Genomic DNA, 16,122 nt, shown 5'->3' on the forward strand with positions numbered 1-16,122 from the left:
ATGCCTCTGCCGTCGGCGGCACGCTTGAAATTTCCGCCGGCGACTCTTTGAGCATTGTGGGCGGGGTAAGCGTCGGCGACGAGTTGACCTTAGCAACCACCGGCGGCGTGGGGAACATTAACATCCTCGGCGGCGTGACAGCTCTGGGAGACAATACGGTCTCCTTACAGACGGCCTCGGGCGGGACGTTTTCGTTACTGGGCGGTAGTCAACTGCAAACCAGCAACGGCGCCATGTCGATTCTTGCCGATCAAATCAATATCAATAATGGAATGTTAGATTCAGGTTCCGGCTCAATCTTGCTGGCCGCGACATCGGCGGCGACCACGATTGGCCTGGGTGGAGGCGCGGGGGCGTTTAATCTGGATGTGAGCGAATTAAGTAATATTCACGCAGGATCGCTGACGATTGGCGACGCCGCCACAACGGGCGATATCAGCCTTGGAACAGTGAACCTCTCCGCTCAGGCGATGGATCTGACTCTGAATACTGCTGGCGTGTTCACCGACTTCACGCCGGGCGATGACACGGTCGCCAATATCACGCTGGCGAATAATCGCAATTTGAGCTTCAGCGGCGCAGGCGGCCTGGGCAGCGGGCAGATTGCAGCGCCGGGGCTGGCGGATCTCGACGTTCGTATTGGCGGAAGCGGCTTATTAAGCGTGCTGACCCATAATGCAGACGCCTATATTAATTTGACGGAGGGCGGTAATATCGGCGCCTTTAATGTCGGCAACGCAGGATTCTCGCTAACTGCGACGATCGGCAGCCTGCTGGACGGCAACGGGGCCGCAATGAATTTCACTGCCGGGGCCAATTCTTCCCTGTCGGCGCTCCTCGGGACTATCGGCACGGATATCAACGCATTTGAAGTCAACCTGACGGGCGGCAATCTGAGCGTTATGGCTGGCGGCATTCTGAACGGCGTTTCCGTCAATATTAATGGCGTGGTCAACCCCAGCAATACGCTGCAATTATCAGGCTTTTTCCCAGGGCAGGTCTTGTTTAATGGCATCGATTTAAATACAACGGCAGGACCGACGCCCTTGGAAGCGCTCCTGAGCGAAGCGTCGTTTAATACCGGCATTTTACTGAATTTCTCCGACTTCCTGGGACAAATTGACGCATTTAGCGGCAACACGCCTACGTATGCGATTATCAACAACATTGGCGACGGCAAAATCGTCGCTGACCGGCCCGACGACGTTCTGAACGCGGCGGTGGCCTTTGGCGACGGATCGTATAACTACGAAGCAAAAGACGTCGGCGCGCTCGATTACGTTGCCAACTCGCTCAGCGACAGCGTTTATATTATTACGCCAGTCAATGATCAGGTTCTTAAAATGATTCCGGTCGGGAATTCGCCCCATACGGTTCTGGTGAATCGCCAGATGAAGAAAGCCTATGTATCAAACAGCCTCAGCGACACGGTCTCGGTCATCGATACGACGTCTCAAAAGGTGATTGGACAAATCCCCGTCGAAAATCGGCCCGAAAGTATGGCAATGAGCGGCGATGGCGAGCGCCTTTACGTCGCAAACAGACTCGCGGATTCCATCTGTGTGATTGATACCCAGTCGGATCAAGTAATTGCGACGATTCGAGGCGTTAACCGGCCCGCCGCCGTCGACATCCGGCCCGATGGCAAAACGCTGTACGCGATTAGCAGCGGAGATAACGCCGTCGCCGTGATTGACGCGCAATCGGGCGCTATTCTTCGCAGGATCGCCGTTGGCGCAGGGCCTGAGGCCATCGCGTTCAACCCGAGCAAAACAGAAGCCTACGTCGTGAATGCGCAAGACGGCACGCTCAGCGTCATTGACGCCAAATCCAACACGGTCGCCCGCACGATTAACGTCGGCGTTAATCCGTACAGCGTGTCGGTCAGCCGCGATGGCCAGAAAATCTACGTTGCCGACCTGGGCTCTTCTGACGTATGCGTCATCCAGACGCAGGATTTCTCGGTACAACGCGTCGTAAGTAACCCGGAAATGCCGAAGCGCTTTAATATGAACGCGCTCCAGCAACAAGTTTCACTCTCGCTGAACGCCGACCCCTAACGCGACAAACCCTGCCAAATGCAGGAATCCGATTATCATCAGAAGGAGCCGCGTGGCGGGAAAATCGGCGATTCGACCGATACCGCGCCTTGCAAATCCTCTTAAGATAAGGGTAAGCGCACGCGCGCGGCATTGCAGGGGTTCTCAGGGCAACCTGAATACAGACGGAAACAGCGCAAACGCCAATGGCCAATCCGCAACAACTGGTTGAAACGCTCCGCCAGCGACCGCAGCTCCTCATTATTGCGGGCGCGGTTTTACTGCTGGCGATCGGCGGCATTATCTGGGGCGTGGCCGCCAGCGGCGGCGATAAAGGCGGCAAAGACAATTCCTGCCAGGAACTGAAGACCAATGAAGAGCGGACGCTCGCCAAAACAGAAGGCGGGGCGGGTAAGGCTATCGAGATTCAGGCGCTGCTGGCGCGAGAAGGCATCCGCACGGAGCGTCGCGACGAAGAGGGCGGCAAGTCGACCATCTCGCTGCGGGAGAAGGCGACCTATTGCGAGCGCGATCAGGCGCTCGTGACGCTGGTGCAATCGGGTCTGATGGATAAAAATATCGGGCTGGAAGCCTTCGACAAGGGCGATTTAACCGCTTCTCGCGAAGAGAAGAACATCAAGCTTATTCGCGCCCAGCAAGGCGAGCTGGCGCGCCTGATTCGTAAAATCAATCCGATTGAGGACGCCTCGGTAAGTCTGTCGATTCCAGAGCCGTCTATTTTTACCCGCGATCAACAGGCAAAGTCGGCCTCCGTCCAGGTGAGCATTCCCAGCGGTTCGCGGCTGGAGCGCGACAAGGTGCGCGCCATTATAAACCTGATGGTGGGCAGCGTGCAGGGACTGGACGCCAAACATGTCGCCCTCTCCGACACCAATGGCAATACCTATAACAGCGTCCTGGACGCCGAAAGCCAGATGAACGATCGGCTGGAGGAACAGGATAACTACATGAAGCAAAAAGTAGCGAATCAGCTGGATCGGCTCGTGGGCGCAGGCAACTACGTCGTCACCGTCAGCACGCAACTGCGCGAGGCGCCGCAAGAGGTCATGACCCAGCGCTACGACCCCAATCAATCAGCCATCGCCACGCGTCAGAAGTTCAGCGAAAATCTGAACGCCAAATCCGGCGGAACCGGCGCGGCGGGAGGCGTCGCCAGCAGCTTTATTCCCAATGAGCTGCAAAGCGCCGTCAGTTCCCAGTCGTCGAATTCGCGCGGATATCAGCGCAGCGGCGAAGAAGTGAGCTATGCCAATACCAAAACCCAAACCATTGAAACCTACCTGCCCGGCATGGTGGAAGACATTTCCATCGCCGTTACGCTGGATGAAGATCATTATCCGATGACGCTTAACGCTTACGGGCAACAGGTTCAAATGGATGGCAGCGACTTGAAGCGTCTCATCGCCAGTGCGGCCAGCCCCAAAATATCGCTTCAGAACGTGAGTCTGGCCAAGATCAGCTTCCGTGATAAATCGCCCGCCGTGCGCCCAACCGCCATCAGCGAGCCCGTCGCGGATAATAGCTGGATGCTGTGGGCGGCAGGCGGCGGATTACTTGTGATTTTACTGATTTCCACCCTGCTGTTTCGCGGAAAGCCGCAAGAACCGCTGGCCGAACAACATCAACAGGAAATCCGCCGTTTGCAGGAGTTCGCCTCGCAACAGCAACAGCAATTACAAGCCGCCATCCGTCAAACCCAACTCTTAATGGAAAACCAGCAAGCGCAACCTGCGCTCGGCGCCCCAACAGCCGCCCCTGTACAAATCGCCGCATCCCCGGACGCTGCAACGCTGGCCGCCTTGCGCCAGACCCTCAACGAATTGCGCGCCGCCGTCGACGACGAGGACGATCTGGACGCCGACGCCCTCAACCGGCAGGTCAAAAGCTGGATTGAGTCCTCCTGAACAGCATTCACCCGATAGGCTATGCCCGATAAGCTATGATACAAGAGGAGCCTCTACGCAGGACAATCAAGCCCACTGCGTCAACGCCGGATAATAGAGTGGTTCATGGGTTTCGAGGACGAATTTAATCCGCAGCAGGTGGCCGCGCAACAACGCGACCAGTATTTGGAGCGGATGCGCGAACAAATGACGGCGGAAGAAGCCGAGGCGATGGCCGATTATCTGGGCCGCATGGCCGAGGTCGCCGCAAATTTCATTTTTAACGAGCGCGTGATCAAGCTCCAGGAAGATCAGCCCGGCGTCCCCATTACCCCGCCGATGGCCAGTCAAATGATGATGCTCTTTTGCGAAGGGCTGTATTTCGGCATTATCCGATCGCATCCGCTCGACGTGCCGGATGAATTCCGCACGTGGATGCTGCAGAATCTGGCCGGGGTGCTGTTTGAAAACGCCAAACAAATGGCGCTGACCACGTATGGCCAGGAAGATACCCCCGGCGTCACGATTTCCGATGCCCAGCAGATTGAAATGATTTGCCAGACCACGGATAACGCCCTGACGTATTATTGCGGCGAATACGAAAAGCAGCACGGCCCGATTCCTTATAAAGACGCGGACTCACAGGGAGCGGACGCCCCCGCATTACCCGCGCCCATCGAAGACGCGCCTGCCTCGCACGCCGAAGCGCCTCAACCAGAGGCGGCCCCGCCGGCGCCTGCGCCAGCGATTCCCACCGCACCACCCCCTCATGACGCACTGGCGCATGAGCGTTATGCGGCGCTAGCGTTATTTGTCAGCACGCTGCCCCCTGCTCGCGGACGCGCCATTCTACAAAGGCTGTCTCCGCAGGCGCAGCAACTCACCGCGCATTACAGCGCGCCGGAGAATCTGGACGCATCGCTGGATCTCAAACGCGTGGTCCGTCACTTAGGTCGGCTCAAGGAGCAATTCACCCAGTCTCAAGGTTTGAATCAAACGCGCAAGGCGATGCTTGCGCTGGCGGCGCAATGGCAGCCGCAGGCCCTGCGCGCCGTCGTACGCCATGAGCGACCGGCAATTCGCGCCTATATCGAAGGGGCGCTGAACGCCAGAAGCGACGCCGCTGCGTTGCCGCTCAAGATTGAAGCCGCGCTTTACGCTTATCTCAAAAATCAGAGCGCCTAGGCATGATTATCAAACGACGCAAGCTGGAAAAACTGCTGGAAGAGGGCGCGTTTATCGCAGCGCCCCCGCCTCCGCCCGCTTCCAGAGAAGCCGACAGCAGCGAAACATCAGCATCCGCCCACGCCCAACCTGTAGAACCGGCGCTGGAATGGAACGAACAAACGGTAGAACACGGTCTGGTCAGCGACCGGCGCGCGCGGGATCGTCAATCGGGTGAACGCCGTCGAGGCTATCGCCGACTGGAAGATCGCGCCCTGATTAGTCGCGCCAACGACGAGGCGACCGCTATCCGCGAAAACGCTGCGCGCGAGGGCTTTGAAAATGGATTGCAACAAGCGCACGAATCGATCCGGGCGCTTCAGGAGAATCTTGAGGCCCTGCTGGCCGGTCGCGCCGACGCGCTGATGACAATCGCCGATGAAATCGCGCCGCTGGCCGTAGAAATCGCCGAACGCATCATCAAAACCGAAGTGTCCTGCGATGAGACCCTGGTGCGCGGCATTGTGGACGACACATTGCAAAAGGTCAGTCGCAGCAATAAAAGCGTGCTGATTAAAGTCCACCCTGATGATGTAAGACTCGTAAAAGACAGCCTGCGCCAGAAGCCCCCCTCGCATCTCAACGCAGAAATCATGGTGATGGACGACCCTGCCGTGGATCGCGGCAGTTGCGTGGTCGAAACCAATAGCGGCCTGATCGACGCGACCTTCTCCACGCGGCTGGAGATGCTGCGGCGTCTGTTCGGCGGGGCAGGGTAAAGCGATATGGCGCAACCGCAAGGCCCGCAAAGCTTTAAAATGCCTTCTCCCAGCGAATTTATTCTGGCGCTGCTGGTGCTGGGGCTGGTCTGTATTGTAATTCTACCGCTGGAATCGTGGTTTATTGATATCGCGATTTCGCTCAACGTCACGCTCGGGGTCGTCCTGCTCATGATGGCCCTGTACGTGCAAAAGCCCCTCGATATGGCGGCCTTTCCGTCGGTTATTCTGGTGGGGACGATGTTTCGCCTGGCGCTGGGCATCGCGACCGTACGCGCCATTCTGGACAAGGGCGACGCCGGGCACGTGGTCGACACGTTTGGTAAATTCGTCACCGGCGGCAATCTGGTAGTAGGGGTCGTGATCTTCGTCATTATCACGATTGTTCAGTTTCTGGTTATTACCAAGGGGTCGGAGCGGATTGCGGAAGTCGGCGCGCGTTTTGCTCTGGACGCGATGCCCGGCAAACAGATGACCATTGACGCGGACTTCAACCAGGGCCTGATTTCGCCGGAAGAAGCCGTCAAGCGGCGCGAAGATCTTCAGCGAGAGTCGTCTCTATACGGCGCCATGGACGGGGCGATGAAATTCGTCAAAGGGGACGCCATCGCCGGGATTATTATTATTGTCATCAACATCATCGGCGGCTTGAGCGTCGGGATGATGATGAAAGGCCTTGGATTCGGCGAGGCCGTCAACAAATACACCTTGCTGACCATCGGCGACGGACTGGCAGCGCAAATTCCCGCCCTGCTGATGGCCGTCTCCAGCGGCTTGATGATGACGCGCTCCACCTCGGGCGGCAACAGCCTGGGGAAAGAACTTTTTGAGCAGGTGCAAGGCAAGCCTTACGGTTTGCTATTTGCAGCGGCATTTCTCTTTCTCATTGGCGTCACCAGCGGCTGGACGGGCCTGCCGTGGTGGACGTTCATCCCCATTTCGATTTTAGTGGGAATCGTAGCGCTGAGCGTCTTTGTCGCCAGCCATGCGCAAAGCGAACTCGGCCAACTGGAAGCCACCAAGCAAAGTATGGCTGAACTCATCAACCCCAACCGCATGTACGAAAAGCTCGGCGTGGATGTCCTGAGCCTGCAGGTCGGCACCGATCTCCTGCGTATCGCCGATCCAGAGCAAGACGGCCAACTGCTCGGCAAAATCGCCGGATTGCGCTCGCGCCTGACTGATGAACTCGGCTTTATCATGCCCAACGTCCGCATTATGGACAGCATGACGCTGGGTCCCAACGAGTATCTAATTTCAATTCGCAATAATCCGGTGGCCAACGGCAACGTGTATCCGGATCGCTATATGCTGACCAGCGCGCATTTTGATGAAATGGGACAACAACCGCCGCCGGGCGCGCATAAAGATCGCGACCCCATTTACGGACAAACCGCCTACTGGCTCGATCCGCAACAACTCCCGCCGGATATGCAGAAACGCGCGCTGGAAGCCACAGACGCCATCATCGCGCACCTGTCGGAAATCATCGTCAAATACGTCGACGACGTAATGACCAAGATGGACGTGCTGAAACTCATGGAACTGGTGCGCCAGCAGGATCAATCGCTGATTCAGGAACTGGTGCCGTCGATTTTAACGCCGAATGACCTGCGTAAAATCTTTGTCAATCTGGTGCGCGAAAAAGTCTCTATTAAGGACGTTATTTTCGTCTTCGAGCGGCTCACCGATTACGCGCGCTTCAGCAAAGAGCCCGACGTGCTCTCAGAACGCCTGCGGGCGGCGCTGGGACGGCAAATCTGCCTGTCGCAGTGCGACGCCAACAAAACCATGATTGCCGTCACGCTTTCAAACGAATGGGAAAAACTCCTGGACGATTCGTGCCAACGCACGGAATTGGGCACGATGTTTCTGCTCAATCCGCGCCACGTTCAGGAGCTGGTGGAATCCACCGCCGAATCGCTCCGTACCGCGCAAGAAACCTACCGGCGCATGCCCGTGATTTTGTGCTCGCCGCGCATTCGTTTACCGTTATACCAATTGCTGGATCGGCATATTCCAATGGTCGCGGTTCTCAGCTATAGCGAATTAATCCCGGATATTCGCGTGGAGGCCATCGGTTCGATTGGCGGCGGCGAATATGCCGAAATGTACGGATAACGCTACCCGTTCAGCGGGCAGATTTTTAAACGCCTAAACGATAGACGTCTGGCCCTGATAGGCCTGCTCAAAAGATTTAAAGCCCTCTGTGAGAGGGTCGTAGACGTCAATTTCGCCGCTTTCGATATGGTAAACCCAGCCATGCAGGGCGAGGGTCTTCGCCGCCATGCGCGCCGCGACCGAGGGAATGGTTTCCAGATGGTGCATTTGCACAGCGACATTGATTTCAATACAACGTTCAAGACGCTGGGCTTCATCGGCGCCATGAGCAACCGTGTCGAGAATGGCGCGCGTGGCGTCGGCATAAGAAATCCACTGGCGAATAATGGGAATGCCATCGCCCTGATGCCGCTCGCACAGCGCCGTCATCGCCCCGCACGCGCTATGACCGCAGACAATAATATGCTCGACCTCCAGCACCGAAACAGCATATTCGATCGACGCGCCGGTTCCGCCATACGGCGTGCCGTGCGGCGGCACGATGTTACCGGCGTTGTGAATCAAAAACAGACTGCCGGGATCGCTCTGGGTAATCAGCGAGGGGTCAATACGCGAATCCGAGCAGGTGATAAACAGGATTTTTGGCGATTGTCCTTTGGCCAGCGTCTTGAACAGCTCCTGTTTACCAGGGTACACGTCACGCTGAAACTTACGCACCCCGCGAATCAAGTCGTTTAAAGATGCCTGAGGGTCACGCGGCATGGGAACCATGATCAGTCTCTCCTCTGGTTGGTTAATTACAACAGGACCATGGGCAGTTTAACGCGATGCGGCGTTTTCCGGGACAAATCCGCCCATTCGATGCGGCATTGGCCGCCTGAGCATTCCACCCGGTTCTGAAAGCAGGCCAGGGACTCCAGCGAAGCGTGATCGATATAATGCAGGCCATCCACATGTAAGTGGATATCGCGCCCCGCAGGCAGTTGCTCCAGCGTTGCGGATAGAGTCGGTAAGCTCAAGAACGAGGCGCTGCCGCGTAAATACACGTGGGTCTTGGCGGAATCAGGCTCGCTGACGCAATCAATTTTCAGTTTGCTGAGGGTATGCAGCAGGCGCAGAGACGCCAGAATAAATCCCATCAGCACGCCTTCCAGCAAATTGGTACTGATAACGCCAATAAACGTCACCAGAAATACCACCAATTCGCCCTTGCTGATGCGAAACAACTCAGGGATCGCCTGGAAGCGAATCAGCTTGAAGCCCGTATAAACCAGAATCGCCGCCAGACTTGCAATCGGAATTTTCGCCAGCAGGGCCGGAAATAACAGCACCAACGCCGCAATCCAGATTCCATGCAGAATAGTCGAAAGCCGGGTTTGCGCGCCCGCCTGGAAATTGGCGCTGCTACGGACAATCACCCCCGTCAACGGCAGGCCGCCCAGTAAACCACACATCGCATTGCCGACGCCTTGCGCCGTCACTTCGCGATCATAGGCGGCCGTCACGCGAACATCCTGACGCTGAAGCGCAGTCACGCTTAGAATGGTTTCCGCCGCAGCGATAAAACCGATAGAAATCGCCATAATCCAGACATCCTGATTCATCAGTAACGCCCCCAACTGCGCCGGTTGAGGCAAAGACGGCCAGGCGAAGGTTTGAGCAGGAATCTGGACGTAACTAATCGGCAATTGCAAGAAATGACACGCAATCACGGCAGCCGCAACCGCCAGTAACGCCGCAGGCAGCAAATGGAATCGCTTGGGCATTGCCGACCACAGCAAAATAATTAACAGCGTGAACAAGCCCACCGCCGCCGCCAGATGATGGCTGGCGCCATCCATCGGAAACAGCCCTTTCTGGACCGCCTGGGGAATCAGGGCCAGGTTTTGAAGCGCGCTGCTACTGGGCTTATCATCCACCATCACGTGAAACTGACTGGCGACAATAATCATGCCGATGCCCGACAACATTCCCTGCACCAGCGCCGGGGAGACGGCGCGAAACACGCCGGAGAATTTAAAGACGCCCACCGCAATCTGAATCAAGCCCGCCAGCAGCGTAATGACGCCCAAGGCTTCGATTCCATGGGTCTGAATGACATCATGCACCAGAGAGACCAGACCCGCCGCAGGACCACTCACCTGAAGCGGCACGCCCGAGAGCGTTCCAACGACAACGCCGCCAATAATGCCCGCAATCAAACCCATAGCAGGGGGCGCGCCGCAGGCCACCGCAATCCCCAGACACAAGGGCAAGGCGACCAGAAACACCACCAGAGACGCCATCAAGTCGCGGCCAAACGTGGCGGACAAAGGGGGCTTCAAGGCAGCGGGGGACGGTTCGGCAGCACTCGATTCAGTAGCGCTCATGGGAGCAAAACTCCTTCTAGGGATTGGCATTCAGGGCCGTGTATTCTACCCTGAACCTATCACGAAAAACCACCGAGCGCGCCCTTCGCCATACCTAACTTGGCGCATCCCCGCTTGTCAGGAGACTCCGCCCCGACCATGAGCGACATGAACGAATCCGCCGCCCTGCAGTCCGTGACGCTATGCGAGCATCCGCTGGCGCAGCATAACCTGAGCGTCTTGCGTAGCCGTCACTGCGATAACGAACGATTTCGACTCGCGCTGACGCGGATCGCGCGCCTGCTGATGCACGAAGCCGCCAACGATTTACCCCTGACGCCCGCGCTGGTAGAAACCCCGGTCGCGCGCGCCGAGTGCCGAACCCTGGCCCCGGACGCTCCGATTTTAATCGCGCCGATTTTGCGCGCCGGACTGGCATTATCGGCTGTGGCGCTGGATTTTTTGCCGGAGGCCAGCGTGTATCACATCGGCGTGTATCGTGACGAGGCCACGCTGACGCCTGTCACGTACTATAACAAGTTACCCGAGAGCATCGATTACTCGCGCGCGCGGGTTTTCGTTCTCGATCCGATGCTGGCCACCGGCGGTTCAGCCGTTGCGGCCATTGATATGATTCTGCGCCTCGGCGCCTCGCTGGATCATCTGCGGCTGGTCTGCGTCATTGCCGCGCCGGAGGGCATTGCGCACTTGCAGGAGCGGCATCCCGGCGTGCGCATTATTACGGCGGCGGTGGACAAGCGCCTCAACGAGAAGGGCTATATCGTCCCCGGCCTGGGCGATGCGGGCGATCGCACGTTTGGAACCGTCTAGGCGTCCCACGCGCCCCCTGCCAGCGGGCCAGCCGCACGCTGCCCTTTCAGGCTAAGCCAAACGCCTAGTGGCGCATCATTTTGACGTGTTACATTACATGGCAACAGCAGCTATTTTGGGCACACGCTCATTTTCACGGTATTCACAATCTCTCGCGCTCATTGGAGGCGCTTTTTCTCATGCAAATCACATCCACGCAGCCCCGGGCTGCGCATTTTGGGTTTCAGTCCCCTCAGCGAGAAACGCCGCAAACGCTGACGTTGACTATTCAAGCCCCTCAAACACCCCGTCGGCCTTTAAGGCCATCTAAAATGGAGATGACTAAAAATTTTTTGCCGAGCGTCTCTTCAAGATGTCAAACTCAAAAACCAGATTCTGGAGATGTCGACAGAATCTTTTTACCCATCGTGATTCCCAGAACCCCAACAGAAATAGAATATGCCCAACAAAATGGCGCCCCCCCTTCCGATTTGCTAACCCTTAAGTATCAAGGCACTCAAGACTCTGATCGTCAATTCACCTGGACAGGCTCGGCTGGGCATTTAAGCCAAATGGCGGCATTTATTGCACAAACCGCTAATGGCTTACCGCCAGAGTCCCTCACCAATAGGCGTATGGTGCTGACATTACCGACAGGTCAGGAATATACATGGCCCCCGGGCATTGCGTCGACAGAAATCCCTGCCATAAAGCCGGTCTTGCCAAAGCCCTCTAATCACGAGAATTTATTTGCCCTCCTCGTCGACATTCCTGTGAAACATTTAGAAGGCGCAACAAGCCGCTTTTTTAACGCAATCGAGTCTCTTCTGAAGCCTGCGCCTGCTGAAACTGCTGAAGCAGCGTCGACGTAAAGAGCCGCTTGACGCCTTCCAACGGCGGCGGCGCGCCCAAACAGCCCGCCAGTGACGTCACAGAAATCGCTTCCAGCCCGCATGGGCGGATTTGGGCGTAATCCGACAACGCGTTATTCACGTTGAAGGCCACGCCGTGATACGTCACCCAGCGGCGAACCGCGACGCCCACCGCCGCGATTTTGCAGACGCCGCCGGAGTCCAGGCGCGTCCACACGCCCGAGAACCCTTCGCGTCGCTCGCCCGCCACGCCATAAGCGGCAAGCGTTTCAATTACCGCCTGCTCGAGCGCGCGTAAAAGCTGACGCAAATCGCGCTCTCGCGGCGCAAGCCAGCGAATGGGATAAGCCACCAGTTGCCCCGGCGCATGCAACGTAACGCCCCCCCCGCGCTCCACCGGGATTGTCTGGAAAACAGGCGACAGCAAATCCGTCGGGCGGGCGGCGCGGCCGCAGGTAATCACCGGCAGGTGCTCGCCAATCAGCAGCGTATCGCCCGCCCGACCCTCTGCGCGCGCCTCTACCAAAGCCAACTGACGACGATGAATCTCGCCATACTCGCCCAAGCCGAAATCTTCGACGGAAAGGCCCGTATTTGAGAGAAGCGCAGGGGCGGCCCCCGCCGTCATGGCTTCTGGTACAAGTGAATCGCCTGATGATGCAAGGCTTCCGCCGCTTCCATCAGCGATTCGGGTAAGGTCGGATGGGCATGAACCGTCATCGCCACATCGGCGGCCGACGCGCCCAGCTCGATGGCCAGAGCGGCTTCGGCGATTAAATCCGCCGCATGGGGCCCTGCAATGTGAGCGCCGAGCAATTCATCGGTTTGCGCATCCGCGATAAGCTTTACCAAGCCATCGCCCGCGTCCATGGTGAGGGCCCGTCCCGACGCCTGTAACGGGAACGAGCCGATACGGACCTCCCTTCCCGCGGCGCGCGCCTGAGCTTCGGTCCATCCTACCGAGGCCAGCTCCGGGTCCGTGTAGACGGCTGCGGGCATCGCGCGCGTATCCACGCTGGCCGCCCCATCGCCCGCAATCGCGGCGGCGGCGACAAGGCCTTCGTGCGAGGCGCGATGCGCCAACAGCGGGCCGCGCGTGACATCGCCAATGGCGAAAATATGCGCCGAACGCGAGCGGCATTGCGCATCCACCGGGATAAAGCCGCGCTCATCGGTGGCGAGGCCTGCGCGCGCCAAGCCCAATGAGGCCGTATTGGGCGAGCGCCCCACCGCAACCAGCGCCTTTTCTACAGCCAGAGAAGTCGTCTGACCGGCGTCATCCAGGCAAGAAAGCGTCAGCAAGGGCCCCGATTGAGACGCATCCGGCGAAAGGCCTGCGCGAACGCCTGTCTTCAGCGAGATTTTGCGGCGCTTCAAGGCGCGTTTTAGGATTTGACGGCAATCCGGGTCTATGTCAGGCAGAATGTCTTCCAGCGCTTCGAGAACCGTGACTTGCGCGCCGAGCTTGGAAAACGCCATCGCCATTTCAAGCCCAATCACCCCGCCGCCAATGACGGCCAGCGAGGCGGGCAGCGTCGTCATCGACAGAAGATCGCGCACATCGAGCATACGTTGACCATCCACCGCCAATCCCGGCAGCGCTTGCGGGCTGGAGCCTGTGGCGATCAGGAAGTTCTCTGCATCGAGCGTCAGGACGTCGCCTTGAGCAGGGCGAACCTGCAAGCGATGGGGCGTCAGGAATTCGGCCTCGCCTTCTATCAGCGTCACGCCATGAGCGCCCAGTAACTGACGAATGCCGCCCTGAAGCTTGTGAATGACGCCATCTTTCCAGCCCATCAACCGGGCGAAATCCACCCGGGGATTGTCCACGAGAATACCCATTTTGTCGGCGCCGCGTAACCCATCCAGTATGCTCGCCGCATGAATCAGCGCCTTGGACGGAATACATCCCCAGTTCAGGCAGACGCCGCCCACGGCGTTTTTTTCAATCAGCGCCACGCGCATGCCGCGCTGGGCCAGTCGAATAGCGGCAACATAGCCGCCGGGCCCGGCGCCAATGACGCAAACTTGCCACGGGTTTTGCGAAGACTCCGTCATATTCCCGACGACCTCTCTGGCTGACGTGACGCACCGCCCTTACTCTACCCACAAGCGAGTCGCATGGCAAATTGGCTCTCCTGTTTTGTGGCGGGCGGCGCTTTTTTTCGCCGGACGCTTGGGGTAGGCTGACAGCGAAGGTCCGCGATGAAGAAGAGGCGTCGTCGCCCCCATGCCCGCCATTCAAACCTACGTCCCGCTCTACCGCAAATACCGCCCGCAGTCGTTCGCCGATCTCGTTGGGCAGGAAGCCATTGTCCAGACCCTGACCAACGCCATCGAGACCCAGAAGGTCGCGCACGCCTATTTGCTCTGCGGCCCTCGCGGCACCGGCAAGACCTCCACCGCGAGAATCCTGGCGAAATCTCTCAACTGCGCCCAGGGACCCACCGCCACCCCTTGCCAGACCTGTGACGCCTGCGTCGGCGTCACCAACGGCGCAGCCATCGACATCATTGAAATCGACGCGGCCAGCAACAACGGCGTGGAAAACGCCCGCGATTTAATCGAGAACTGCCAGTTTGCGCCGATGTCGGGTCGCTACAAGATTTACATCGTGGACGAAGTCCATATGCTCAGTACCGCCGCCTTTAACGCGCTGCTGAAAACGCTGGAAGAGCCGCCGCCCAACGTGGTATTCATCTTCGCCACGACGGAAGCCCATAAAGTCCTGCCCACGATTATCAGCCGGTGTCAGCGCTTCGATTTTTCGCGCATCACGACCGATCAGCTCATTGCGCATCTGACCCAGACGGCTGAGCGAGAGGGGATTCGCATTGCGCCCGAAGCCCTTCAGGCAATCGCCCGTCATGCGCGCGGCGGAATGCGAAACGCGCTGAGCATGCTGGATCAGGTCGGCGTCCTGTCACAAGCCAATCCGCAAACCGTGGTGTCTCAGGCTGACGTCATCCGTTTTATCGGGGCGCTTGAGCAGGACGCGCTGTTTGAATTGACCGACGCCATTGCGCGTCAGGACGCCGCCGCGCTGCTGGCCAAACTCGGCAATCTCAACGATCGCGGGGTGGACCCCGCTCTGTTGGCGCGCGACCTCGCCCAACACCTTCGGGATTTGTTTCTTACCGCCGTGTGCGGGCCCAGCGTTCAAGCCCAGGAACTCGGGGTTTCCGTCGATGCGCTGGCGAGATTGCAAACGCAGTCGCCGTCGTTTTCTCGCGAAGAGTATCCGCAACTGCTGCAATCGCTGGCGGCGCTGGAGCGCGATCTTCGCCGTACGCAACAGCCGCAGCTCTGGCTGGAAATTGGTTTGATGGACCTCGCCTTTCGCACCGACGTCCACACGCTCAAAGGCTTATCCGAGCGCGTAGCGTCGTTAGAAGACGCGTTGGCCGGCGAGGCTGCGCGCACGCTCCTGTCTGCTGCGCCTAACAGCGGCGGATTACCGCCGACTGCGCCCGCGACGAGCGCAACGGCGCCGCTGACGCCTCAGCGTTCGACAACGCCAGCGAGCCAACCAGCGACCGGATTTTCTTCTCCTGCGGCGGCTTCCGCAACGCCGGCTTCAGTCCAGCCGTCCATTTCTGGCGGCGGGCTGGACTGGGATGCCATGATAGCCAGTATTCCCAGTATGCCGCTTCGGGCGCAGCTGACCCAACAGGCGTTCTTATTAGGGATTGAGGGCACGCGCGTGACAATCGGGTGTCCCAGCGAACCGGTTCTGCAAATGCTCAAAAAAGAAGACAGGTTCTTTCACTTGCAGAAAGCCGTCGATGCGGCCATGGGTCGCACGACGCAAGTGGTCATCGTGCTTGAAAAAACCCGTCCGGCCCGTGGGGCCAGCGTCCCCCCCGGCCCCGCGCGAGCCGTGGCAGCTGTTTCCGCCGCGCCGCCAGCCATGGAATCCGCGCGTCCGTTGCATCAAGTTCCCACCGATAGCGAGCCCGCGCCGCCCCTTCCCCCAGCGCCGCCCGATGATGATGAGCCCGAGGCAATGGAGACGTCTGTAGAAGCCCCGCCTCCAGCGCCTCAGCCCCACTACGCCGACGACGAAGACGATATGGCGGAAGCAAAAAAGTACACCATGGAACTCTTACAGGGCAAACCGCTCAGCTAACGCACGAAGACGCGTT

At 58.5% G+C, this 16,122-nt stretch carries 12 protein-coding genes; 8 read left to right on the forward strand and 4 right to left on the reverse strand.

Annotated elements, in window-relative coordinates; all coding sequences use genetic code 11:
- The first annotated feature begins 83 nt into the window (after window positions 1-83).
- The 5 genes from IPK79_12110 to IPK79_12130 all read left to right on the forward strand — a co-directional run bounded on the left by IPK79_12110 (window position 84) and on the right by IPK79_12130 (window position 8,007).
- Window positions 84-2,060, forward strand: coding sequence for a beta-propeller fold lactonase family protein (locus tag IPK79_12110; protein MBK8191180.1), 1,977 nt, complete (start codon window positions 84-86; stop codon window positions 2,058-2,060).
- 185 nt (window positions 2,061-2,245) lie between these two features.
- Window positions 2,246-3,964 (forward strand): hypothetical protein, encoded by a 1,719-nt coding sequence (locus IPK79_12115; GenBank protein ID MBK8191181.1) that lies wholly within the window; start codon window positions 2,246-2,248, stop codon window positions 3,962-3,964.
- A gap of 105 nt (window positions 3,965-4,069) precedes the next feature.
- Entirely contained in the window at window positions 4,070-5,128 is a 1,059-nt protein-coding gene (locus tag IPK79_12120) for a hypothetical protein (GenBank protein ID MBK8191182.1), read from the forward strand.
- A 2-nt stretch (window positions 5,129-5,130) separates the two neighbouring features.
- Window positions 5,131-5,886 (forward strand): hypothetical protein, encoded by a 756-nt coding sequence (locus IPK79_12125; protein MBK8191183.1) that lies wholly within the window; start codon window positions 5,131-5,133, stop codon window positions 5,884-5,886.
- Between the two features lie 6 nt (window positions 5,887-5,892).
- Complete coding sequence (locus IPK79_12130) at window positions 5,893-8,007, forward strand: FHIPEP family type III secretion protein (GenBank protein MBK8191184.1); 2,115 nt, start codon at window positions 5,893-5,895, stop codon at window positions 8,005-8,007.
- A 33-nt stretch (window positions 8,008-8,040) separates the two neighbouring features.
- Here the strand turns inward: IPK79_12130 and IPK79_12135 are convergent, their stop codons facing one another.
- Together IPK79_12135 and IPK79_12140 are read right to left on the reverse strand one after the other, a co-directional pair.
- Window positions 8,041-8,709 (reverse strand): carbonic anhydrase, encoded by a 669-nt coding sequence (locus tag IPK79_12135; GenBank protein ID MBK8191185.1) that lies wholly within the window; start codon window positions 8,707-8,709, stop codon window positions 8,041-8,043.
- A gap of 35 nt (window positions 8,710-8,744) precedes the next feature.
- The gene (locus tag IPK79_12140; protein MBK8191186.1) at window positions 8,745-10,316 is read right to left on the reverse strand and encodes a SulP family inorganic anion transporter; all 1,572 of its coding nucleotides are present in this window, start codon (window positions 10,314-10,316) and stop codon (window positions 8,745-8,747) included.
- Between the two features lie 147 nt (window positions 10,317-10,463).
- Here IPK79_12140 and upp point away from each other — a divergent pair, with 147 nt between their 5' ends.
- Window positions 10,464-11,126 carry a uracil phosphoribosyltransferase gene (gene upp / locus IPK79_12145; GenBank protein MBK8191187.1) on the forward strand — a complete coding sequence of 221 codons (663 nt, stop codon included), beginning with the start codon at window positions 10,464-10,466 and terminating at the stop codon, window positions 11,124-11,126.
- Window positions 11,127-11,437: 311 nt separating this feature from the next.
- Window positions 11,438-11,977, forward strand: coding sequence for a hypothetical protein (locus IPK79_12150; GenBank protein MBK8191188.1), 540 nt, complete (start codon window positions 11,438-11,440; stop codon window positions 11,975-11,977).
- Here the strand turns inward: IPK79_12150 and lipB are convergent.
- Entirely contained in the window at window positions 11,913-12,605 is a 693-nt protein-coding gene (lipB, locus tag IPK79_12155) for a lipoyl(octanoyl) transferase LipB (GenBank protein ID MBK8191189.1), read from the reverse strand. The genes IPK79_12150 and lipB overlap by 65 nt on opposite strands.
- On the reverse strand, window positions 12,602-14,035 hold the full coding sequence (gene lpdA / locus IPK79_12160; GenBank protein ID MBK8191190.1) for a dihydrolipoyl dehydrogenase: 1,434 nt from the start codon (window positions 14,033-14,035) through the stop codon (window positions 12,602-12,604). Before lpdA ends, lipB begins: the two co-directional genes overlap by 4 nt.
- A gap of 172 nt (window positions 14,036-14,207) precedes the next feature.
- On the opposite strand from lpdA, the gene dnaX reads away from it, so the two are divergent.
- A complete protein-coding gene (gene dnaX / locus IPK79_12165) occupies window positions 14,208-16,106 on the forward strand; it encodes a DNA polymerase III subunit gamma/tau (GenBank protein MBK8191191.1) in 1,899 nt (632 codons plus the stop codon).
- The last annotated feature ends 16 nt before the right edge of the window (window positions 16,107-16,122 follow it).

It is taken from the genome of Vampirovibrionales bacterium, from assembly GCA_016712355.1.
Taxonomy (GTDB): Bacteria; Cyanobacteriota; Vampirovibrionia; order Vampirovibrionales; family Vampirovibrionaceae; genus JADJRF01.